The organism is Halanaerobium sp. DL-01, assembly GCF_003338615.1.
GTDB lineage: Bacteria > Bacillota > Halanaerobiia > Halanaerobiales > Halanaerobiaceae > QPJE01.
In genome coordinates this window covers 41,371-65,487 of record NZ_QPJN01000001.1, presented here as the reverse complement: position 1 = coordinate 65,487, position 24,117 = coordinate 41,371, and the positions used below count along the sequence as shown (strand labels likewise).

Below are 24,117 nucleotides of genomic sequence, written 5' to 3'. Positions count from 1 at the left end.
TTTTTTATTTATCATGTTGTTTTTAATAGTATTCTATAAAATATAATATTTTCCTTCTTTTATAATATTAAAAGAGAGAACCTCTTGTGATCCTCTCTTTTAATATTAAATATATTTTACACATCAACATTTTCTTTAAATGATTTCCCACTTCTAAATACAGGTACTTTGCGGGCAGGAATCATAATTTCTTCATTGGTTTTTGGATTTCTTCCCTTTCTCGCACTTCTATCTCTAACTTCAAATGTGCCAAAACCGATCAGCTGTACCTTATCTCTTTTGTCTTCAGGCTTAGCAGCCTCATCTTTAAGGTGATCCATAATGGTATCAATCATTTCATTGACAACCACACCAGTATCTTTTTTAGTCATACCAGTTTTTTCAGCTACTACATCAATTAATTCATTTTTGGTCATGCAGCTTCACCTCCTTTTAGTCTTAAACTTATGTATGTCATTATTTATTATTCGTGTTATAACAGCAATCTCCTGCATTAAAAGTAAAAAAACTGTAAAAAATGAGTTTTTTATAATTTTAAGGGATAAAAAACTAAATATCCCAAAAATGATTATCAACTACTTCTTCCATTTCGTGCTTGGGTCCTCTAAGCATTAAATCTTCAACAGCTAGATAAGGATCTTTATCATTAAAAAGAACATCATATACTTCATCAGTAATCGGCATTTCGAAGTCAAAAGTATTATTTTTCTTCCAGTTTGTTATTGCTGCTGTGGTTTTTACCCCTTCTACTACCTGTTTTACTTCTTTTTTTGCGTCCTCAAGAGATAAACCTTTTCCGATTTGAATTCCAAATCTTCTATTACGGCTGTGTATACTGGTACAGGTAACAACCAGATCACCCATACCAGCTAAACCGGCAAATGTCATCGGTCGCCCGCCCTGTGAAACACCAAGACGACTCAATTCCATAAGTCCTCTTGTAATAAGGGCTGCACGAGTATTATCACCAAAATTTAGTCCATCACAAATACCACTAGCAACTGCAATTATATTTTTTACAGCCCCGCCCAGTTCCACACCGATTATATCTGGATTGGTATAAACTCTGAAACTTGGAGCCATAAAAAGATCCTGTACATATTCAGCTAACTCTTGATCTGGAGAAGCTGCAACAATTGCTGTCGGCAGCTCATTTATAACTTCCTCTGCATGTGTTGGTCCGGAAAGTACAGCTACTTTATCTACCCCAAAACTTTTTATGATATCAGAGTTAACCATATATGTTTTCTCTTCAATTCCTTTTGCAGTCGAAATAATTATTTTACTATCATTAATATAATTAGAAATATTTTTCATTACACTTCTTGTAACCTGAGTTGGAACAGACATAATTACAGTATCTGCAAAAAGAACAGCAGACTCGAGATCATTTGTAGCCTGAAGAGTATTCTTTAATTTTTTATCTGGAAAATATTTTTTGTTTATATGGTAGTGATTTATTACTTCAACCTGTTTTTTATCTCTGCAATAAATCTGCACATCATTACCATTATGTGCAAGTATATTGGCCAGGGCAGTTCCCCAGCTTCCTCCACCTATGACAGCTATTTTTTTACTCATTTTTTTCCACTACTTCCTAATTTCTTGGGATCCATTCTATTTTCATTGCCGTTTATTAATCTCTTTATATTAGCTCTGTGGGTATAAATAATAAATAGAGAAAGTAGTACTGCAAAATATATATTTATTCTGCTGTAGCCGGTAAAGAAAACTGTAAAAGGTAAAGTTATTGAGCCGAGAATTGATCCAAGAGAAACATATCTTGTTTTAAACACTATCAAAATCCAGATGACAGCATAAACAACAAATGCTGCTGGATAGAGTCTTAATATAACTCCAAAAGTAGTAGCAACTCCTTTGCCGCCAGAAAATCCGAGAAAAACAGACCAGTCATGACCTGCAATAGAGGCAGCTGCTATCAGTAATATATATAATTCTGGTGCAGAAGATCCTAAAATATACTGGCCCACCATCAGTGCAATATATCCTTTTAGGATATCAAAAATTGCTACAAGTATACCTGCTTTAAGTCCCATAACTCTAGCTACATTTGTAGCACCAATATTCCCACTTCCATACTCCCGTACATCCTTTTTCATGACAAACTTTGTTAAAAGAAAACCAGATGGAATAGAACCAATTAGATAACTTAGCAGTAAAGAAATTACTAATTTCATATTATCCTCCTTATTTTCTCTGCTTTAATTTAAATTTTAAAGGATTACCTACATATCCAAAAGCTTCCCGAAGAACATTTTCAAGATAACGCTGATATGCAAAATGCATCAGCTCTGGATTATTAACAAAAAAGACAAAAGTAGGTGGTTTTATATCAACCTGACTTGCATAATATAGCTTTAACCTTTTTCCTTTGTGGCTTGGTGGTTCTCTAAGCTGTACAGCCTCATTGATAACTTCATTTAAAACTCCAGTTTTTATTCTTAAATTGCTCTGATCAACAACATATTCCAGAAGTGAAAGCATCTCTTCAATTCTCTCTCCGGTTAAAGCAGAAATATATGTTATAGGTACATAATTAAGAAATTTCATCTGATAATATATTTCATCTGTATACCTGACTATTGTTTTATTTTCTTTTTCTATCAAATCCCATTTATTAACAGCAATAACAATTGCCTTCCCTTCATCGTGGGCATATCCGGCAATTTTTTTGTCCTGTTCTGTTATCCCCTTTTGAGCATCTATCACCATTAAAACTGCATCAGCTCTATCTACAGAATTCAAAGCTCGTAAATTACTGTAATATTCAATAGATTCTTTAACACGCGATTTTTTCCGCAGACCGGCAGTATCGATTAGATTGAATTTAATATCTTTCCATTCTATAAGTGTATCTACTGCATCCCTTGTAGTACCAGGTATATCACTTACAATAACACGTTCTTTTCCCACTAAATAATTAACAAGGCTTGACTTCCCAACATTAGGTTTACCGATTATAGAAACATTTATAATATCGTCTTCTGTATCTACTCTTTCTTCTCTTGGTAGTTTATCACAAATTATTTCCAATAATTCACCTGTATTTTTACCGTGTTCTGCAGAAATTAATACTGGATCACCAAAGCCAAGTGAATAAAACTCCCAGCTTATTTCCTCCTGGCGGGAAAAATCTTCTACTTTATTTACAACAAGTATAACTTCTTTATTTGTTCTGTAGAGAATCTGTGCAATTTCCTGATCAATGGTTGTTATACCGGTTCTGCCATCCACAACATATAATATTACATCTGCTTCCTCCATTGCCAGTTCTGCCTGATATTTAATTTTATTCTTAATTATATCTGCTTCTCTTGGAACTATACCACCAGTATCAATAACATTAAATACTCTTCCCTGCCATTCAGCTTTTCCATATATTCTATCTCTTGTTACATTTGGTTCTCCCTCTACAATCGCTTTTCTTCCCCCTATAAAACGATTAAACAAAGTTGATTTACCTACATTAGGTCTGCCAACAATTGCAACTGTATAATTATTCATCTTGTATCACCTCCAGCAGTGCCTTTATATCACAAGCTTTTTCTATTCTATACTTTTTAATATCATTTCTAAATTCAGTAAAACTTATATTATCCAAAAAAATTTCATCATCGTTAAATATAACTTCAGGTAAAATAATTTTATCATACTTTTTATTTAAATTATTAATTGTATTTTTAATATCCTTTGCAGTTAGGAGACCAGTAACAGTTACATCTTCACCAAAAAATTCATTTTTTACAACAGCTGCTTCTATATCTAAGTTATTTATTTTATTTAATCTTTTCAAAACCTTTTTTAGAGCTTTATATCCAAGTTCAGAAGTAATTAAAATAATATTGGTTTTTTTCCCGATTTTTTTTGGAATCTTTTCTTCTAACTCATCCAGCTCATCCCATAGAAGACGAGTTAATCCAATACCGTTTTCTAGCTGTGGAAAATCATGGTATTCTTCATATCCAGGTAATTTACTATCAGTATTTAAATAAAACTCATCAGCAGCATAAATAAAGTTTCTCATGCCGTAATTATTTATAAGCCGTTTCTGCCAGCTTTTAATCTGCTGTAACGCATAATCCATCTCTTTTTCAGTCAGAGTTCTTAAATCTGTCAGTCCATCTCTATATTTGGTAAGGCCAACAGGTACTATACCAATTGATAATATATGTGGATATAGGTTTATTAAATCAGAAATCGTATGATCAAGTTCTTCAGAATTATTGTAATTAGGACATAGTACAATCTGTGTATTAAATTCTATATCATTTTCTTTAAACAACTTAAGCAATTCCATAATTCTGGCTGCATCAGGATTTTTCATCATTTTAACTCTTAATTTTGGATTTGTCGTATGAACAGAAATATTTAAAGGTCCAAGTCTTTTTTCTATAATACGATTTATTTCCTGATCATTTAAATTTGTTAAGGTAATAAAACTCCCCTGGAGAAAAGAAAATCTATAATCATCATCTTTTTGATTTAAACTTTCCCTCATTCCTGAAGGCTGCTGTTTTACAAAACAGAAAATACAGTCATTTGTACACTGTTTAAGCCCATCAAACACAATTTTATCAAATTCAATACCAAATGGCTGACCAGCTTTTCTATAAATTTCTTTTTTAACAATATCTCCATTTTCTTTTTTAAGCATCAGTTCAATATATGGCTCTGATGTTTCATATAAAAAATCTATATAATCTTTAATTTTTTTACCATTTATGCTGATAATTTTGTCACCGATTTTAATACCTTCTTCTGCTGCCGTAGACTCGGGATCTATTTTTTTGATTTTTACCATAATTAAAAGTCCTCCTGTAAGCTTGATAATATCATATTTAAAGGTCTCAGGCAATTTCTGCTGCAGGTAATTAAAAAATACGCAAGAAAAAACCCGCCATCCGGCCGGACGGCGGGTATCAGCTGTTTATTCATCCTGTTCAAAAATATCTCCAACTATTTCTCTAATGGTTGCCCCACCTGAAGAACCTTCTTCTTTTTTCTCCTTTTTTGATTTAGAGGGTGCGGATTTCTCCGGCTTATTTTCTTCCAGTTCTTTCAAGCTGAGTCCAACTCTTTCCTGATCAGCATCAATGTTAATAATCTTAGCTTTTCTTTCTTCACCTACAGTAACTACCTCATCAGCTGTTTTTACATGCCGGTTAGAAAGCTGAGATATATGGATTAAACCTTCAATACCTTTTTCAACTTCCATAAAGGCACCAAAATCTACTATTTTTGTTATTTTTCCTTCTATTATTTCTCCTTCATAGTGCTTTTCGGCAAACTCTTCCCATGGGTCAGGTAAAAGCTGTTTTAATCCAAGAGAAATTCTTTCTTCTTCTTTATTAACTCCAAGAACTTTTACTTCTACTTCTTCCCCTTCCGAAAGAACTTCAGAAGGATGTTCTATTCTGCCCCATGACATTTCTGAAATGTGCAGCAGTCCTTCAATTCCACCAAGATCAATAAATGCACCAAAATCAACTAGTTTGGTTACTTTACCATTAACTGTCTGTCCTTCTTCTAGGGAATTAAGTGTTTCTTCTTTCTGCTCAGCCCGTTCTTCTTCAAGAACCTTCTTGGCAGATAAAACAACATTATTATTATCTCTTTCAACTTCAATTACTTTTAATTTTAGAGTTTTCCCAACATATTCGCTCAAATCATCAACATAGCCGATAGCAACATGTGAAGCCGGAATAAATCCTCTTACCCCAACATCTACTACAAGACCACCCTTAACTTCTTTAGTAACTTCTGCTTCAATGATTTCATCATTTTCATATGCTTCTACAATTTTTTCCCAGGCTTTTTCATAATCAGCCTGTTTTTTAGATAAAATCATATTTCCTTCATCATCTTCCAGAGTAAGTATAACAACTTCAATCTTTTCATCCATACTTACAACATCATGTGCATCTTCAACAGAACGATGACTCAAATGGCGCAGAGGAATAAATCCATCTGTCTTATAATTAACATCTACATATACTCCATTTTCATTTATTTCTACTACAGTTCCTTCTACTTTTTGTCCTTTTTTTAGATCTGCAATATCATTATCACTATATTTAAATTCGCCTGCACCTTCAGTATCTGCATCTTCTATTTCTTCCGCTTCTACTGGTGCAGCCTTTTTTGTTTTAGCTGATTCCTCTGCTGCTTCTACTGGTGCAGCTTCTTTGGTTTCTTCCGCTTTTTCTGAAGCTTCAATTGGAGCAGCTTCCTGTTTGTCTTTACTAACCTCCTCTACAACTTTTTCTTCATTTTCTTCATTTTCAGTCGACTGTACTTCAATTTCTTTTTTTTCTTCTTTTTCTTCGCTCATTAACTGAATAACCTCCCTTATTAACCAGTCTGGAGTTGAAGCTCCAGCTGTAATTCCAACTTTATTTTTTCCTTTCAGCCAGTTAAAATTTATCTCACCAGCTGTTTCTATATGATAAGTAGGGGTTCCGGTAGCTGAACATATTTCTGCCAGCCTGTTAGTATTAGCACTATTTCGTCCCCCTATTACAAACATAATATCCACTTTTTGGGCCAGATCTGATGCCGACCTCTGTCTAATTTCTGTAGTATTACATATAGTATTAAAAACTTTAAGTTCTTTTATTTTAATAATAACAGAACTAATTATATTTTTAAACGATTCAGGCGATTTTGTTGTCTGAGCTATAAAACCAACCCTTTTTTTCAGATTTTGCTGAGCAAATTCTTCCATACTATTTATAATAACTGCCTTTTTGTCTGTAGCACCATATATACCTTTTACTTCTGGATGATCTTCGTCACCATATATAAATGTCTGATAACCTTCATCCACAAGTTTTTTAGCATACTTTTGAGCATTTTTTACAAATGGACAGGTAGCATCTATAATTTTTAGATTTTTTTCTTCAGCTTTTCTAATAACTTCTGGTTCTACACCGTGTGAACGAATAATTACTATTCCAGAATCTATTTCATCTAATGATTGGACAACCTGCACATTCTTTTTTTCTAGTTTTTCTACAGCCTGTGGGTTGTGAATCAGTGGACCAAGTGTATAAACTGTCATATTATTATAATTATCGACAGCTTCCAGAACCATATCTATCGCTCTCTCAACACCAAAACAAAACCCCGCTTCTTCTGCTGTAATAATCTCCAGAACCCTCACCTCCTTCCAGCACAACAACAATAAAACTGAGGAATAAATATAACAAAAACACTAATTTATGCCTCTTATTAGTCTTTCTCTATTTATAGATAAAATCCTTCCTTATTATCAAAAAAAGTGAAAAATTTAGACAAAATACTTCAAATTTCAACTTATAAATTAATTTGTTCAATAATTTTGGTCATTATAATCTTTCCTGCTTTATCTCTTTCAGCTTCAGAAAGTTTTTTATTGTAATAATTATCTAAAGTAAATGGTTCACCTATATTTACTGTGACTTTTCCTTTTCTTTTGATATTTTTTATCCCTACAGGAACAATAGGTGCTTCACTTTTAACTGCAAGCATAACAGAACCACTTTTTGGCTGTCCCGGTTTTCCTTCCGGACAGCGTGTTCCTTCTGGAAATATACCAAGTATTTCACCATCTGCAAGAATTCTTAATGCATGTCTAAAAGCTTTTATATCTGTTTTACTTCTGTCAACCGGAAATGCTTCTGCTATATTTAATATAAACCGCATTAGAGGATTAGTAAAAAGCTCTTTCTTTGCCATAAAACGTATTGGTCTTTTCAGCACTGTACAGAGAATTGGTGGATCCAGATTGCTGATATGGTTTGACATGACTATCACTTTTCCATTATCCGGAATATTATTTCTACCATTTACATCCCAGCGAAAAACAATTGTAAAAATCAACCAGAGAATTTTTCTAACAAACTGATAAGTAAAATTTTTCATAATATCCACCCAATTTATTCAATTATTTTCTTTATCTTATCTATTACTTCTTTGATTGTCAAATTGCTTGTGTCCAGTTCTACTGCATCTTCAGCTTTTCTTAATGGTGAATGTTTTCTGGTGCGGTCAATTTGATCTCGTTTTTTAATACTTCTTTTTACTTCATTATAATCTATATTTTTACCTTTTTCTCTTAATTCATTCCATCTTCTTCTAGCTCTTTCTTCTAAAGACGCAGTAAGAAATATTTTGTATTCAGCATTAGGCAGCACTCTTGTGCCTATATCTCTCCCATCCATTACTACCTGACCAACAGCAGCAATTTCCTGCTGCTTTTTTACCAGAATATCTCTAACTTCTTTAATACCGGCAACTTCAGAAACATGTTCATTTACTTTTTGGCTTCTAAGATAATTACTCAGGTCTTTATTGTCTACATACATTTTATCATTTTCATTAAAATCAAATTTTATATTTTTAGCTGTTTCAATTATTTTTTCAATATTATCTAATTCTACTTTATTTTTCAGTACTTTAAAAGTTACAGCTCTATACATAGCTCCTGTATCTAAATATTTATAATTCAATTCTTCAGCCAAAAGCTTTGAAATAGTACTTTTACCGGCACCTCCAGGTCCATCAATTGCAATGACATTTTTCATAATTTCAACTCCATTTTTATTTATCTGCTAAATCGGGACGAAGATTTCTGGCCTTTCCTAAATACTGATGTCTGACATTCTCCTTATCGATTTTCCCATCCACATGGATTAAAAATCTTATCATTTTCCTGCTGCTTTTTTCTACATTCATTTCCTGCAGACACAGTATTGGTGTATTGGTATATCCAAGATCTCTTACTGCTTTCCCCGGATAGGCCTTATTTAAATCATCAGTAGCTGAGCTTATAATGCTTACTAAATCCACTTCCGAAAGATTGTTTTTTTCTATAATTTTTCTAAAGAGCAGACCTGAAGCTTTTAATATATCATCTTCAGTATTACTATCAACATCCACAGCCCCTCTTATAGCATACAAAATAATTCCTCCTCGTTATAATATATATAATATAGTTAGCCCCTCCAAAAAGTCTTCATATTTGGAGGGACAAAAATTATTATATCTTATTTAATCTGTGTAAAGCAACTTTTGCTGCTTCCTGTTCAGCTTCTTTTTTGCTTGAACCCTGACCTGAACCCAAATTATCTTCATTTAGCATTACTTTAACTACAAATGTTTTATTATGGTCAGGTCCTTTCTCATCAATAACTTCATATTCAGGACGATCATTTCCATCTTTCTGCACAACTTCCTGCAGCATTGTTTTGTAATCCTGAATATGTTTTCCTTCAGCAGCATATTCTATATCTTCTGCAAAAAGTTTAATTATTAACTGGCTTGCAGCTGCAAAACCTTTATCCAGATATAAAGCACCAAAAATTGCTTCCATAGTATCTGCCAAAATTGAATCTCTTTCTCGCCCCCCTGTCATTTCCTCTCCTTTTCCTAAAAATAGATAATCACCAAGATTTAAATTTTGTGCCAGTTCTGCTAAAACTGGTGCACTTACAAGGACGGCTCTCATTTTTGCAAGTTCACCTTCAGGATATTCCGGAAATTCCTTAAAAATATGAGTGCTGATAGCCAGACTCAAAACAGAATCTCCCAAAAACTCCAATCTCTCATTATCCTTTAGAGATTGGCACCTATTTTCATTTGGAAAAGATTTATGGGTTAAAGCCCTCTGGATTAATTTTTTATTATTAAAATTAACATCAATTTTCTTTTCGAATTTCAAAAGTTTATCTTCATTAAATAATTCTGCCATCTCACTCTCACCTTTCCTAGATATAACCTAAAAAGGGATGAAAACTCCGCAAGCGGAGCTCCATCCATATCTATTAAAGAATATCTTCAAGATAATTTACAGCATCCTCTACTGTACGAATTTTCTCCGCATCCTCATCAGGTATTTCAACATCAAACTCTTCTTCAAATGCCATGACTAATTCAACCACATCTAAAGAATCTGCTCCGAGGTCATCTATAAATGAAGAGTTTTCAGTTACTTCATCCCTGTCAACTGCTAATTCTTCAACAACAATATCAATAACTTTATCTAAAACATTACTCATCAAGTTCACCTCCTTTCACTGAGTCTTCATTTTATAACGCAAGGTCGACTCAGCACTAGGGCATCGAGCCCGTCGCACTTGTCTTCATTTTATAACGCAAGGTCGACTCAGCACTAGGGCATCGAGCCCGTCGCACTTGTCTTCATTTTATTACATTAACATACCACCATCTACATTTATAACCTGACCATTTATATAATCAGCCATTGATGAAGCAAGAAATAAAACTACATTTGCTACTTCTTCAGCTTTACCAAAACGTCCAACCGGTATATTATTAAGCATCATATCTTTTATATCATCTTTTAGGTCTTCTGTCATTTCTGTCATTATGTAACCGGGAGCCACAGCATTCACTCTCACACCTTTACCTGCAAGTTCACGTGCATTAGAACGGGTAAAACCAATAATTCCAGCTTTTGCTGCACAGTAATTGGCCTGTCCCGCATTGCCCATTAAAGCTACTACAGAACTTATGTTTATAATTCTGCCAGAATCTGATTTTAATAAATACCTTACTGCATGTTTTGTGCAGTTAAAAACACCTTTTAGATTAATATCAACAACTTTATCCCAGTCTTCTTCTTTCATTCTCAACAAAAGTTTGTCAGTAGTTATTCCAGCATTATTAATAAGTATATCCAGACCATTCATCAATTTATAACTTTCTTCTACCAAAACTTTTGCTTCATCAAAATTAGAAACATCTGCCTGAATAACATGAGCTCTACCACCATTTTTTTTAATTATATTTTTAACATTATCGGCTTTATCTTTAGAATTGGCATAATTAATAACTACTTCTGCTCCAGCTTCTGCTAATTTTTTAACTATTTCTGCACCAATTCCACGGGAGCTTCCTGTGACAAGTGCTTTTTTTTCAGAAATATCTATCATATTTCCTCCTTTAAATTGGACCAACCTTAAAATTCTATTTATATAATCTTATTTATTATAACTTTATATAATTTAGTTAAAAATCAACTCATTTTATTAAATTCAATTTTTCTTCTAAAACTTCTATACAGTTTTCAGTTATTTCATCCAAAATCATTTTAACTGTTTTGATATCTTTTATCATGCCGGCTATCTGCCCTGCCATTACACTACCGTGATCTACATTCCCTTCAATAACTGCTTCCCTTAATTTTCCCGATCCAATTTCTTCTATTTTTTTTGGATCAACACACTTTTTTTCAAGTGCATCAAGTTCTCTAGTAAGACTGTTTTTTAGATTTCTAACAGGATGACCGGTGCTTCTCCCTGTTACAATAGCATCTCTATCTCCAGCCTGTAAAATAGCTTTTTTATACTGCTCTGAAGCAATACACTCTTCAGAGCAGACAAATCTTGTTCCTATTTGTGCCCCTACAGCTCCTAATGAAAATACTGCTGCAAGTCCTCGTCCGTCAGCAACTCCACCTGCCGCAATAACAGGAATATCAACTGCATCAGCAACCTGAGGTACCAGTGTCATTGTTGTAAGTTCTCCAATATGTCCTCCAGCTTCTGTTCCTTCAGCTATAACTGCATCAACATTTAATCTTTCCATTCTTTTTGCCAACGCTACTGAAGGGATAACAGGAATAACTTTACTTCCATTTTCCTGAAACATCTTAACATATTTTCCAGGATTCCCTGCTCCAGTTGTTATTACAGGTACATTTCTTCTTAAAGCAAGTTTTACTATATCTTCTGCAAATGGAGAAAGAAGCATTATATTTAAACCAAAGGGTTTATCTGTTAATTTTTCAACTTTATCAATTTCTTTTTCGATAACATCTGCCGGTGCATTCCCAGCTCCAATAACCCCAAGTCCACCAGCTGCAGATACCGCTGCTGCCAGCTCACCTGTAGCAACCCATGCCATTCCTCCCTGTATAATTGGTATCTCTATATCTAATAACTGGGTTAATTCTGTTTTTAACTGCATCTAAATACAACTCCCTATCTGTTCTCTACTTCTATTTTTATTAATGAAACAATATTTTTTTTTACTGCTTTCCTGGCAACTTTTACGGCATTATAAATAGCTGTGGCATCAGAACTACCGTGGCTTATAACAACTACTCCTTTCAGACCGAGCAGTGGTGCTCCACCATATTGTCTGTAATCTATCTTTTTTAATACAGTTTTTAGATATGGTTTTAACAAAAAAGCTGCACTTTTACTTATAATATTCGTTTTAAAACTTTCTTTCAGTAAATCAAAAAAAAATGAGGCCGCTCCTTCTGCTGTTTTTAAGATTATATTTCCCACAAAACCATCTGTTACAGCTATATCACATTTCTCTGTAAATATATCTCTTCCTTCTATATTACCTATAAAATTTTTTATTCTGTCATCCTGTTCAAATATCTGATAGCTCTCCTTAGTTAAATTATTACCTTTACTTTTTTCCTCACCTATATTTAACAGACCTATTTTGGGGTTTTTAATTCCCATAACATTTTCTGCATAAAGCTGACCCATAAATGCAAACTGCAGCATATACTCTGGCTTACAATCTGTATTTGCACCATTATCCAGTATAAGTGTACTTCCTTCTCTAGCTGGAAAGTTAACAGCAATGGGTGGACGCAAAATTCCTTTTATTCTGCCAATATTTAATAATCCAGCAGCCATAACTGCTCCTGTATTGCCAGGAGATATAAATGCGTCAGCTTCAGAATTTTTAACTAAATTTGTGCCAACATTTATTGTTGAATTTTTCTTTTTTCTTAAAGCTCTTATTGGTGATTCATCCATTTCAATAATTTCATCAGCAGAAACAATTTTTACCCGCTTATTGTCATATTCTAAGTTATCTAATCCTCGATTTATAATATCATATCTGCCGATAAGGGTCAAACTTATATCAGTGTCTTCAGTGCAGGCCCTTACCGCTCCTTTTATTAATTCAGAGGGAGAATTATCTCCGCTCATAACATCAACAACAATTCTGTACAATACTTACGCCTCCTAATCCAATGAAAGCTAAAATTTCAGTACTCCATTTGGAAATTATTATATCTCAACCGGCGGTCAAATGCAAGTTTGAGAAGAGAAAAAAGCAGAGCTCCTTTTTAGGGCTGCTCTGCTTTTTCTCATAAAATCTTAAATTATTTGCTGACCACCTTTTCACCTTTGTAATGTCCACAATCTGGACATACACGATGAGGTAAAACCATAGAATGGCAGTGTGAACATTCAATCAGGGTAGGGCCTGTTAATTTCTTGTGTGTACGTCTCTTACGCTTTCTTGTTTTAGAAGTCCGTTTCTTTGGTACAGCCATACTCTCCCACCTCCTTCAATTACTCAGTATCAAAAAAATCCTTCAATTTTGCAAGACGCGGATCAACCTGTTTAACTTCACAATCACAGTCACCTCTGTTTAGATTTTGCCCACAGTATGGACATATACCTTTACAGTCTGCAAAACAGAGAGTTTTTATTGGAAGTGACAGCAGGATATTATCTCTAATAATATCCGCAAGATGAAGTTCATCAGCATCTTCCATTTCTTCTTTAAGCACTTCTTCTTCAATTTTTAAATTAAGTTCAGAATTGTACTTTTCCAGACAGCGACTGCATTCCAGAATAAGTTCTCCTTTCAAATTGCCGCTTAATTGAAAAGAATCTTTAGTATTAAAAATGTCGACATCAAGATGGAGGGGTTTATTAATTCCAATTTCTCTATCCTGATATTTGAAGTCATTAAACTCGAAATCCAGTACTACATGTTTGCAAGCACCAATGTCTTTTAAATCACTGAGGTTTATATACAATTTAATCACCCCTGTAAATAGCCACAGTTAATTATATAAAATGAAGAGATGACTGTCAAGCAAAAACTTAAAATGATAGGGAATTTATTCTGCAACAATTTCTTTTGTATCTCTGGCAATAACAAGCTCTTCATTTGTTGGTATAACCATAACCTTTACTTTAGAACTTTCGCTGCTAATGATTACTTCTTTACCACGGCAGTTATTGGCATCTTTATCAAATTCTATTCCCAGATATTCAAGTCCGGATATTATTTTCTCTCTTGTTTCAACAGCATTTTCTCCAATACCAGCAGTAAACACTATGACATCAACACCACCCATGGCAGCTGTATAAGCTCCAATATATTTTTTAACACGATAATTAAATAACTTAAGTGCAATTTCAGCTCTGTGATTTCCAGATTTAGCTGCTTCTTCAATATCTCTACAATCACTGCTTACTCCAGAAACTCCATATAGACCACTTTCTTTATTCATTATAGTGTCTATTTCAGAAGCAGATAGATTTTCCTTTTTCATTATAAAGGGTACGATTGCTGGATCTATATCACCACAGCGGGTACCCATAACAAGTCCTTCTAAAGGAGTTAAACCCATACTTGTATCCACTGACTTACCATTTTTTACAGCTGCAATACTTGCTCCATTACCCAAATGACATGTAATAATTTTTAGTTCAGATAGGGGTTTTTCAAGCAATTCAGAAGCACGTTGGGATACATATCTGTGTGATGTGCCGTGAAATCCATATCTTCTTATACCATGTTTTTCATAAAACTCATATGGAAGAGCATAAATATATGCTTTTTCCGGCATTGTCTGATGAAAAGCAGTATCAAATACACCAATTTGAGGTTTGCCCGGGAATAATTCTTGACAGACTTTGATTCCAACAAGATTGGGCGGATTATGTAGAGGAGCTAAATCTGAACATTCTTCCAATTTTTTAATTACTTCATCTGTAATATAAACAGAATCTGCAAATTCTTCTGCACCATGAACTACTCTGTGTCCTACTGCCTCAATTTCATCTACATTTTCCACAACTCCATGTTCATCAGAAAGAAGTGTATCTATTACCATTTTTAATCCTGTTTTATGGTCAGGAATATCCTTTTCAATTTTAATTTCATCCCCAGAAAAGTTTTCATATTCCAGAAAGGAATCTTCAATACCAATTCTCTGAACAAGACCATCTGCAAGTACTTTTTCGTTTTTCATCTGAAAAAGCTTGTACTTAATTGAAGAACTACCACAATTAATAACTAAAATTTTCATTTAATAATTTCCTCCTGTGTTTTATCTTTTTATATTATTTTTGTGCTTGAACTGATGTAATAGCAGCAAGGTTAACTATATCTTCCACCGAACATCCTCTGGAAAGATCATTAATAGGTTTTGCAAGTCCCTGCATAACAGGACCAACTGCCTGTGCACCTGCAAGCCTCTGCACAAGTTTATATCCTATATTGCCTGACTGAAGATCAGGAAAAATTAATACATTGGCTTTTCCTGATACACTGCTGTCAGGGGCTTTTCTTTCTGCAACTGATGGAACAAGTGCTGCATCTGCCTGCATTTCTCCATCAATATCAATATCTGGAGCCTGTTTTTGAGCTAATTCAACAGCCTTCTTAACTTTATCAACGAATTCGTGTTTTGCACTTCCCCGAGTTGAAAAAGAAAGCATTGCAACTTTAGGTTCAAATCCTAATAATTTTTCTGCAGTTTCTGCAGTAGAAACTGCAATTTCAGACAGCTGTTCAGCATCAGGATTTGGATTAACGGCACAATCCGCAAATAAAATTACACCGTCTTCACCATAGCTTTTGTCATTTACCACCATAATAAATACACTGGAAACAACAGATATACCTTCTTTGGTCTTTACAATCTGAAATGCAGGTCTCAGAACATTTCCAGTGGCATTAGCAGCTCCAGCTACCATTCCATCTGCCGCTCCAGTATAAATCATCATGGTTCCAAAATAAAGCGGATCCAGAACTGCATTTTCTGCATCTTTTTTGCTTATACCTTTGTGTTTTCTAATCTCAAAAAATTCATCCGTAAATTTCTCTTTGAGATCTGAATATTTAGGATTAATCACTTCAATTCCGGATAAATCTGAACCTGATTTTTCTGCTGCTGCGGCAACTTCTTCTGCAGTTCCGAGCACAATTGGTACTGCAAAATTTTCTTTTTTAATCTGCTCTGCAGCACTTATTACCCTTTCATCTCCACCTTCAGGCAGTACAATGATTTGAGGATCATCTGCGGCTTTGGCTTTAAAATTTTTAATTAAATCCATATTTATTCCCTCCCCCTGTATTTGACCAGATTTTATAATTTGTGAAAATAATAATCTTCTGGTATTATATATATAATACTATATTAAACAAAAATTTCCTTTAAAAACTTTGAAAATAAAAATAATAAAACTTTTAAAAATTTATTTAAATTTATTTAAAATGATGTGTCCACAAAAAGGGTATTTGCGGAACATTAGGCATTTTTCGTTAATCAATCTTAATGAGTTAGAAAGAGAAATAAGACCTCAACACATGATGTGCTGAACTAATCCTGATGCAGGACGTCTCATTTGATTAGGAAGTCTTTATTTCGCTTGTAAACGAATTTTAGTTTGATCGAAAAATGATTTAGAGACGCAAATAACCTTTTTGTGGGAGAACCTTAAAATACTGGATGGTGATTTAATGTGAAACGATGTGCTTTAATTACTGAATATAATCCTTTCCATAATGGACATTATTATCATCTTCTCAAGGCTAAAGAGATAACCGACAGTGAATCTGCAGTTGCTGTAATGAACGGTAATTTTACGCAAAGAGGAATTCCAGCAATTATTGATAAATGGGCCAGAACTGAACAGGCCTTAAAGTCAGGTGTTGATCTTGTTATAGAACTGCCTCTCCTCTATGGTCTGCGCAGTGCAGAATTTTTTGCCTCTGCAGCTGTTAACCTGATCAAAGAAACCGGACTAATAGACACTATTGTTTTTGGCAGTGAAAACGAAAATATAGATATTCTTAAAGATATAGCCTATGTTTTTAATAATGAAAACAAAACTTACAAAAAAAAGATAAAAGAATATTTAAATCAGGGTTTAAACTATCCGACAGCTAGAAATAAAGCCTTAATTGAATGCCGTAAATTATATAATAATATTAGCAGATATTCAGAAAATGAAATAAAATATGCTGTCTCCAATCCAAACAATATTTTGGGAATAGAATATTTAAAGGCAGTACAGAAAAACAACATAAATATAAATATTAGAAATATAAAAAGAAAAGGACCTGACTACCACAGTTCTCTCATAGAAGGAAAATTCGCAAGTGCCAGCCTGATCCGGAAAATTATACGGGAAAATGACATAAAAAAATCCAGGGAAAAAATCAAAAATTTAGTACCCCCTTCTGCCTTAGATATTCTAAGCAGAGAACTTAATAAGGGTAGATTTATTCCAGATAACCAGCTGCTTATTAGACAGATCATTGAAAAAATAAGGAGATTATCTCCAGAAAAGCTGCTGAAATATCCAGAAATAGCAAATGGACTGGAAAACAGAATATTTACATCAGCTTTAAACACAGGTGAACTGACAGAGTTTTTAAAACAGATACATACTAAAAATTATACAAATACCCGAATCATGCGTTCATTATTATATATATGGCTGAATATTAAAAAGAAAGAACTTAAAACTATAGACAAATACAGTCCTCCATATATTCGCATTCTCGGTCTTAAAAAAGGAAACGAAAATCTTCTCACACAAATTAAACATAATTCTGCATTACCACTTATTATTAATCCTTCAGAAATATTAAGAAGTCCTGATTTTGATACAGATGATCCTGTAAAACTCACTTTAAGCTTCGAAATAATGGCTGATGACCTATACTCTCTACTTCGAAAGTCAGCTTCAGAAAGAAAAGCAAGAGAAGATTATCATAAAAAACTAATTAAAATCTAAATCATTTTCTTATCCTATCTTTAAAATCATATTATAAAAAGCTGCAGAAATCTACTCAAACAATTCAATTTTTTTAGGCTAATTTTATTCATTATTCTCCTTTAAATAATCTAAAACATCATCTATATTATTAACTGAAAGCAGCTGCAGATTTCCCGCATATTTTTCTGCTTCCGAAAAATTCTTTTTTGGAACAATAAATAAATCAACTTCAGCTTTTTGAGCGGCAATGATTTTTTGTTCAACACCATCAATTTGACCAACTGTTCCATCAAGATTTATTGTTCCTGTTCCAGCAATTTTAAGTCCTCCTGTAATATCTTTTTCTGTCAGCTGATTATAGATTTCCAGAGCAAATACACTGCCGGCAGATGGACCGATTATATTATCTGTTTTAAATTCAACTTTTCTCGGTATATCATAATTTAAATTTTTACTTGTAATTAAAACACCTATAGAAGGGTTGCCGGGATTTCCTTCCAATTCCAAAGTCTTCAATTTAAATTTTAATTTTTCATCACCTCGTAATACTGTTAATTTAACATTATCTCCAATTTTTCTATTTCTGATGATATTTACTGCATCAGCTGCCAGTTCCACGGATTTCCCATCTACTTCTATAATAATGTCCCCTTTTTGGAGATTTCCAGCTGCAGTTCCATCTTTCATAACTTCTACAACCTCTACTCCTTCACCACTTACTTCAACATTATATCCGGCTTTTTTGAAAGCAACAGCCTGTGCCTGCAGCTTGCTTTCTTCCATCATCTTTGCCATAAGTTCTATATATTCCTGCATTTCCATTCCTTCGGGGAGCTGTTCTGACATCAGCTCCAGCTCTTTTCCTTTCGGGCTAAATATATTAATATAAAGATAGTCCCATACAGTTGCTTTTTTAGAAGCTACTGCTGTTAATAAAAATTCCCCCTTGTGCTGGTAACCCCCCTCAACATTTATAACTGAAGAAAGTTTCTGGGCTATCCCTGGAGACATAACATAATATGGAGTTGGAATAAAATGAATTAATATGTAAAATATAAATATAATTCCAATTATTCTTGATAATACTTTATTTGTTCGTATTCTGCTGCTCATCTTTAATATCATTACCTTTCCCTATTATTTTTTTTATTTTTTCCAAATTATCTTCAGCTGCTCTTCTGCCTGCTTTGATACAAAAATCAGTTTTGTCCAGATTAAAAGCCGAAAGATTACCCAGCTCAGGCTGAATAAATAAATCTGCATTAAAATCATAATTGACAGTAAAGTTAAGCTGCATTATATCAAAAGTGTTTAACAAAACATCAAAAATATTATTTACAGGTGTATTAATATCTTTAATACTTACATCCACACCGATAACAATATCTGCTCCCATGTCATAACATGTTTTTACTGGAACTGGATCTATTATACCGCCATCAACAAGCTGTCTACCTTGATATTTATAAGGAATATAAACTCCAGGTATCGCAGTGCTGGCCCGAATAGCCTTAGCTGTAGAACCACTATTTAACACAATATGTTCACCCCGTTCAATATCACAGGCCACTGCAGAAAAAGGTATATTAAGTTCACTTATATCTTTCTTTTTGCTCAATATTTCCAAAAAAAACAGCAATTTCTCACCTTTAAGCAGACCTTTTTTGGGAAAAGTTAAATCAGAAAGATGTTCCCAGTCAATCTCTTCTGCAAGTCCTTTAATATATCTAAGCGAAACTCCAGCTGCATAAAGACCCCCAATTAAACTTCCCATACTGCATCCACTAATAAAATCGATTTTGATATTTTCCCTTTCCATAACCTCTAAAAAACCTATATGTGCCAGACCTCTTGCACCACCAGAGCCAAGAGCAAGACCAAGTTTGCAGTTTTTATCATTCATAACACCTTCACCTCTATTTAATCCATTAAATTTATTATATATGTTCAAAGAGTTTAGAGCAAGATTTAATAAAATTAGGAGTTTCCCCAAAATTTATTTTCAAGCTGCAAAAAGGGGGCTTTAGTCATCAACGAAATTTTTAGATTTATCTAAAACTCAATTCGGGTGTGAAATAGGGCACACTAATCAATGAGTCCTCCTGACTCATGATTAGCTCACTCCATCCTGCAGTTCAACCCTATTTCTTCCTTCATTTCGTTAAGATTCATTGACTAAAAATTTCAATATTCCTGTATCTCCCCTTTTTGCAGCAGTATATAAAAAATGGGGAAAGTCCAGTTAATAAAATAGAGTTTCTCCAAAATTATTTTTAAAGCTGAAAAATGGGGAAAGCATTTTTATTAAAAAATGTTTTCTAAAAAAAATTTTATTTTTCCTTGACAAAAATTATTATGTCAGTTATACTTTTATACAAATAAAATACTGTTAAACTTAATAGAAAAATGCCTCATCCAATTCTGGGTGAGGTAGAGGCGCAGAACTGATCAGTAACTCTAAAGATTTAAGAACCTAATTGCTTTAGAGTGAAAGGCTGTTTTGCCGAAGCACAGTTTTTTCGGTTCAAAAAACTGCTGCTGGGTCTGTATATAATATATGCAGGACTGTCATTATAAGTTCTAATCCGGGCTTATAATGTTGCGCTATCTCACATAAAACGGATATTGGAAGAGGTGATTTTTTCTGGTTAATATATTAACCCGGCTAAATCGCCGGGTATTTTTTATTTCTTGAATATTTTTGATAGTGCATTTACAACTAATTTTGGGGGGAGTAAAAATGAACAAGCTTAAACAGATTCGCTGAATATGAAGCCGAGAGTAGATAGTAATTAGAAATCAATTCACACTCACATTAAAAAACCATCAAAAATCTGAAAGGAGTTTTACAATGCACAGAATAAACAGAGCTAATAATTCGATTTTTATTATTTCAATAATAATAATGGTTATGTTCAGTTTCTCAATCTCAGTCCTGGCAGAAGAAAGTGGAAAATATGGAGGAACTTTAAATTATCCTCTTCCTTATCAGCAGAGTATAACGACTCTTGAACCAGGTCAATCAGGTGATGTAACACAGGCGATTATAACAAAAGCTATTTTCTCCAATCTTGTTCGCTATAACGAATCTTCGGGGAAAATAGAACCAGATCTAGCAAAATCATGGGAAATAAGTGAAAATGGATTAGTTTATACATTTTATTTAAGAGAAGGTGTAACTTTTCACAATGGTGAAGCTTTTACAGCCGAGGATGTTCAGTTTACATTTGAAAGAATTCTGGATCCAAAGCAGGCTTCAATCGCTGTGCCTACAGTGCAGGGTATTGCTGGAGCAAAAGAGTATGCAGAAGGGAAAACTGAACACCTATCTGGATTAAAAATTATTGATGATTATACACTCAAAATAACACTTTCTGAACTGGATGTTGGATTTTTAAATTCTATGGCAGATGAACTGGCAGCAATTATGCCAAAAGATTATACTGAAAAGGTTGGAAATGATTTCGGCATGAATCCAGTTGGAACAGGTCCTTTCCAGTTTGTAGAAATGAACCAGGACGAAAATGTAATAGTAGAAGCATTTGAAGATTATTATAATGGCCGTCCATATCTTGATCAGATAAAATTTTTAGTTATGCCTGAAGCATCTACACGCACTGCTTCTTTTAGATCTGGACAGCTGGATGTTGATCTTGTTTCTCCAGCTCAATATAAAGTTTTCAAAAATGATCCTCAGTATGAAGACCAGCTTATTGAAGTTGCTGAAGTATGGATAAGAAATGTGATGTTTAATATGGATAAAGAAAAATTTAAAGATAAAAGAGTTAGACAGGCATTTAACTATGCCATTGACAAACAGCTTATAGTGGATAGGTTATTAAATGGAAAAGCATTTGCTGCAACAGGATGGCTGCCGCCGAGTAGTATAGCTTACAATCCAGAATTAGAAGCATATGAATTCAATCCAGAAAAAGCAAGAAGTTTAATGGAAGAAGCAGGATATACACCGGAAAATCCACTGAAAATTCATATTATAGGCACCACAAATCCTTCCTGGGGTATACCAATTATTGAAGCTGCAAGACCTTATTTAGAGGATGTTGGTTTTAAAATCACTTCTGAAGTAGTAGATGGTGCTACCTGGGCTACCAGAGCAAGACAGGGAGATTTTGAGGCCTTTATTTTCTCGCTGGGAGGGCATTCTTCTCCAGTAAAACAGCTTGCAACAACATTTTGGTCAGAAATACCCAGAAATGCAGGGAATTATGGAAATTACCACAACAAAGAATTTGATAAATATATTGAAAAAGCAATGAATACTGTCGATTTAGAACAGCGTATAGAATATGTACAGATGGCAGAAAAAGTTCTGGTAGAAGATCCTGGAGTCTGGTTTTTTAACTACAACAAGGCTGTAATGATTCATAAGCCCTGGGTTCATGGCATTACAGGAAATGCTTTAGAAATGACGTATCAGCCATTTCATAAAATCTGGATTGATGATTCCAGTCCGCGCAAATAGCAGGAGGTGAATTTCGAGAGTGGGGAGATAATCTTTCTGCTCTCGAAAATAACAATGTTAATATATGTAATAAGACGAATTGCACAATCTGCAGCAGCAATTTTAATTTTACTAACACTATTATTTGTTGTTCTTAATGTTCTTCCAGGAGATGCTGCCTTACTGGCCGGAGATTTAAGAATGGCCAAAAATGAAGAGGTAATTGCAAATATCAGAGCAAAATGGGGACTGGACAAACCACTTCATATTAGATATTTGACTTATATGGGAAATCTCCTAAGATGTGATCTGGGTACCTCTTATAGAACGTCAAATAAAGTTATTGATTTAATTATTCCAAAATTATTCAGCACCATCAAAATTGTTATCACAGCATTTATTGCAGCAGTTATTGTCGGGATTTTTCTTGGATTTATGGCAGCATTATATAGAGGTACTTTGATCGATGTAATTTTAATGATAATTGCTATTTTAGGAATTTCAATGCCCCGATTCTGGCTTGGTTTAATGCTTATGTATTATTTTGCAGTTATACATAATTTTCTTCCAGCATCAGGAACTGGAGATGGTTCTTTTCTATTTATTATTCTGCCCGCTTTAACTTTAAGTATTCCCATGATAGCTCTTATTGCAAGAACTACCAGGTCTGCTGTTCTGGATGAAATTAATCATGACCATGTTAGAACTGCCCGCGCTAAAGGACTTTCAAATTCTGCTGTAAATATTAAACATATTTTTAGAAATTCATTACTATCTATTATAACTATAGTGGGTCTTCAGCTGGGGACAGTTTTTGCCAATACCGTTGTGGTGGAAAAAGTTTTTGCCTGGCCTGGAATTGGAGACCTTGTTGTTAATTCGATTTTCAAGAGAGATATTCCTGCTATACAGGGATGTATCTTGGTCTTTGCACTCTGCTTTATTTTAATTAATTTATTTGTTGATATTTTATATGCATTTTTAGATCCACGTATTTCTTATAGTTAGGGGGCCTATATATGATTAAAAAAATAAAGAAAAATCCACAGCTTACAATTGGTTTATTTATTACAGTTATTGTCATATTTGCTGCAGTTTTTGCCCCGCTTATTGCTCCTTATGATCCTATTGATGATGCCAATTTATTAAACAGCCTGGAATCTCCCGGCAGTGAATTTAAGCTGGGAACCGACCGACAGGGACGCGACATTTTCAGCAGAATAATTTTTGGAGCAAGAATTTCTTTGAGTATCGGCATAATTACTCAAATAATTAACACTTTTATAGGTGTTAGCCTGGGACTTATTGCTGGATATGCTGGTGGAAAAATAGATGATCTTATAATGAATATTACAAATATTATGCTCTCTATTCCTCCACTAATTTTGGCTCTGGCAATTATGGCAGTGCTGGGACCGGGTTTGATTAATATTTTTATTGCTTTAGGATTTACTCTCTGGACTTATACCTGCCGTGTCACAAGAGCACAGACACTTTCTATTAAAAAAAAGGAATATATTTCTGCAGCCAGAGCTATTGGAGCTTCAAACTTCAGAATCATTTTTAAGCATATTCTTCCCAATATTATTGGACCGGTATTAGTTATTGCAACTTTTGGAGTAGCCTCAGCAATTTTAATAGAATCCAGTTTGAGTTTTCTGGGTATAGGAGCTCAACCTCCAACTCCCAGTTGGGGAACTATGTTGAGTAATGGCAGGGATTATATATGGACTGCTCCCTGGATTATGATTTATCCAGGTATTGCTATAGTGATGACAATCTTAGGATTAAACTTAATGGGTGATGGTATTAGAGACTATCTGGATCCACATAAAAAAGGATGATTA

At 33.9% G+C, this 24,117-nt stretch carries 24 protein-coding genes and 1 riboswitch; of the genes, 4 read left to right on the top strand and 20 right to left on the bottom strand.

From position 1 onward, the window contains the following. Positions 1–116: 116 nt before the first annotated feature. The 18 genes from DER71_RS00310 to pta all read right to left on the bottom strand — a co-directional run bounded on the left by DER71_RS00310 (position 117) and on the right by pta (position 16,137). Complete coding sequence (locus DER71_RS00310; RefSeq protein WP_114456901.1) at positions 117–416, bottom strand: HU family DNA-binding protein; 300 nt, start codon at positions 414–416, stop codon at positions 117–119. A 133-nt stretch (positions 417–549) separates the two neighbouring features. Continuing rightward, positions 550–1,581, bottom strand: coding sequence for an NAD(P)H-dependent glycerol-3-phosphate dehydrogenase (locus DER71_RS00305; protein ID WP_114456900.1), 1,032 nt, complete (start codon positions 1,579–1,581; stop codon positions 550–552). Beyond that, positions 1,578–2,198, bottom strand: a complete 621-nt coding sequence (gene plsY / locus DER71_RS00300; RefSeq protein WP_114456899.1) for a glycerol-3-phosphate 1-O-acyltransferase PlsY — start codon at positions 2,196–2,198, stop codon at positions 1,578–1,580. The genes DER71_RS00305 and plsY overlap by 4 nt, the downstream gene beginning before the upstream one ends. 10 nt (positions 2,199–2,208) lie before the next feature. Continuing rightward, the gene (gene der / locus DER71_RS00295; protein ID WP_114456898.1) at positions 2,209–3,525 is read right to left on the bottom strand and encodes a ribosome biogenesis GTPase Der; all 1,317 of its coding nucleotides are present in this window, start codon (positions 3,523–3,525) and stop codon (positions 2,209–2,211) included. Next, positions 3,518–4,822 carry a DUF512 domain-containing protein gene (locus tag DER71_RS00290; RefSeq protein ID WP_114456897.1) on the bottom strand — a complete coding sequence of 435 codons (1,305 nt, stop codon included), beginning with the start codon at positions 4,820–4,822 and terminating at the stop codon, positions 3,518–3,520. The genes der and DER71_RS00290 overlap by 8 nt, the downstream gene beginning before the upstream one ends. Before the next feature lie 126 nt (positions 4,823–4,948). Further along, positions 4,949–7,183: a bifunctional 4-hydroxy-3-methylbut-2-enyl diphosphate reductase/30S ribosomal protein S1 gene (locus tag DER71_RS00285; RefSeq protein ID WP_114474179.1), complete on the bottom strand. Its 2,235-nt coding sequence runs from the start codon at positions 7,181–7,183 to the stop codon at positions 4,949–4,951. A 152-nt stretch (positions 7,184–7,335) separates the two neighbouring features. Continuing rightward, entirely contained in the window at positions 7,336–7,923 is a 588-nt protein-coding gene (locus DER71_RS00280) for a 1-acyl-sn-glycerol-3-phosphate acyltransferase (protein ID WP_114456895.1), read from the bottom strand. A gap of 14 nt (positions 7,924–7,937) precedes the next feature. Further along, positions 7,938–8,585, bottom strand: a complete 648-nt coding sequence (gene cmk / locus DER71_RS00275; protein ID WP_114456894.1) for a (d)CMP kinase — start codon at positions 8,583–8,585, stop codon at positions 7,938–7,940. A 16-nt stretch (positions 8,586–8,601) separates the two neighbouring features. Next, positions 8,602–8,961 (bottom strand): chorismate mutase, encoded by a 360-nt coding sequence (aroH, locus tag DER71_RS00270; protein ID WP_114456893.1) that lies wholly within the window; start codon positions 8,959–8,961, stop codon positions 8,602–8,604. A 79-nt stretch (positions 8,962–9,040) separates the two neighbouring features. Continuing rightward, a complete protein-coding gene (rnc, locus tag DER71_RS00265; protein ID WP_114456892.1) occupies positions 9,041–9,751 on the bottom strand; it encodes a ribonuclease III in 711 nt (236 codons plus the stop codon). Positions 9,752–9,824: 73 nt separating this feature from the next. Next, complete coding sequence (locus DER71_RS00260) at positions 9,825–10,058, bottom strand: acyl carrier protein (RefSeq protein WP_114474178.1); 234 nt, start codon at positions 10,056–10,058, stop codon at positions 9,825–9,827. 150 nt (positions 10,059–10,208) lie between these two features. Continuing rightward, positions 10,209–10,955, bottom strand: a complete 747-nt coding sequence (gene fabG, locus DER71_RS00255) for a 3-oxoacyl-[acyl-carrier-protein] reductase (protein ID WP_114456890.1) — start codon at positions 10,953–10,955, stop codon at positions 10,209–10,211. 88 nt (positions 10,956–11,043) lie between these two features. Next, on the bottom strand, positions 11,044–11,991 hold the full coding sequence (fabK, locus tag DER71_RS00250) for an enoyl-[acyl-carrier-protein] reductase FabK (protein WP_114456889.1): 948 nt from the start codon (positions 11,989–11,991) through the stop codon (positions 11,044–11,046). 14 nt (positions 11,992–12,005) lie between these two features. After that, positions 12,006–13,007 carry a phosphate acyltransferase PlsX gene (gene plsX / locus DER71_RS00245; protein WP_114456888.1) on the bottom strand — a complete coding sequence of 334 codons (1,002 nt, stop codon included), beginning with the start codon at positions 13,005–13,007 and terminating at the stop codon, positions 12,006–12,008. Between the two features lie 152 nt (positions 13,008–13,159). Next, positions 13,160–13,333, bottom strand: a complete 174-nt coding sequence (gene rpmF / locus DER71_RS00240) for a 50S ribosomal protein L32 (protein ID WP_114456887.1) — start codon at positions 13,331–13,333, stop codon at positions 13,160–13,162. A 19-nt stretch (positions 13,334–13,352) separates the two neighbouring features. Continuing rightward, positions 13,353–13,835: a DUF177 domain-containing protein gene (locus tag DER71_RS00235; RefSeq protein WP_233486922.1), complete on the bottom strand. Its 483-nt coding sequence runs from the start codon at positions 13,833–13,835 to the stop codon at positions 13,353–13,355. Positions 13,836–13,910: 75 nt separating this feature from the next. After that, positions 13,911–15,107, bottom strand: a complete 1,197-nt coding sequence (locus DER71_RS00230) for an acetate/propionate family kinase (protein ID WP_114456885.1) — start codon at positions 15,105–15,107, stop codon at positions 13,911–13,913. Positions 15,108–15,141: 34 nt separating this feature from the next. After that, entirely contained in the window at positions 15,142–16,137 is a 996-nt protein-coding gene (gene pta, locus DER71_RS00225) for a phosphate acetyltransferase (RefSeq protein ID WP_114456884.1), read from the bottom strand. A gap of 408 nt (positions 16,138–16,545) precedes the next feature. On the opposite strand from pta, the gene DER71_RS00220 reads away from it, so the two are divergent. Continuing rightward, the gene (locus DER71_RS00220; protein WP_114474177.1) at positions 16,546–17,826 is read left to right on the top strand and encodes a nucleotidyltransferase; all 1,281 of its coding nucleotides are present in this window, start codon (positions 16,546–16,548) and stop codon (positions 17,824–17,826) included. A gap of 84 nt (positions 17,827–17,910) precedes the next feature. On the opposite strand, the gene DER71_RS00215 is transcribed toward DER71_RS00220, so the two are convergent. Both DER71_RS00215 and DER71_RS00210 read right to left on the bottom strand, forming a co-directional pair. Continuing rightward, complete coding sequence (locus DER71_RS00215) at positions 17,911–18,933, bottom strand: PDZ domain-containing protein (protein WP_233486921.1); 1,023 nt, start codon at positions 18,931–18,933, stop codon at positions 17,911–17,913. Beyond that, positions 18,896–19,711, bottom strand: a complete 816-nt coding sequence (locus DER71_RS00210; protein ID WP_114456882.1) for a patatin-like phospholipase family protein — start codon at positions 19,709–19,711, stop codon at positions 18,896–18,898. Before DER71_RS00210 ends, DER71_RS00215 begins: the two co-directional genes overlap by 38 nt. A 520-nt stretch (positions 19,712–20,231) precedes the next feature. Next, positions 20,232–20,423: riboswitch (Lysine riboswitch) on the top strand. 236 nt (positions 20,424–20,659) lie between these two features. Here DER71_RS00210 and DER71_RS00205 point away from each other — a divergent pair. From DER71_RS00205 to DER71_RS00195, 3 genes are read left to right on the top strand one after another with little or no spacing between them, the layout of a single operon-like run. Next, positions 20,660–22,291 (top strand): ABC transporter substrate-binding protein, encoded by a 1,632-nt coding sequence (locus DER71_RS00205; RefSeq protein ID WP_114456881.1) that lies wholly within the window; start codon positions 20,660–20,662, stop codon positions 22,289–22,291. Positions 22,292–22,297: 6 nt separating this feature from the next. Next, the gene (locus DER71_RS00200) at positions 22,298–23,278 is read left to right on the top strand and encodes an ABC transporter permease (RefSeq protein WP_147267740.1); all 981 of its coding nucleotides are present in this window, start codon (positions 22,298–22,300) and stop codon (positions 23,276–23,278) included. An 11-nt stretch (positions 23,279–23,289) separates the two neighbouring features. After that, positions 23,290–24,114, top strand: a complete 825-nt coding sequence (locus DER71_RS00195) for an ABC transporter permease (RefSeq protein ID WP_114456879.1) — start codon at positions 23,290–23,292, stop codon at positions 24,112–24,114. Positions 24,115–24,117 lie beyond the last annotated feature (3 nt).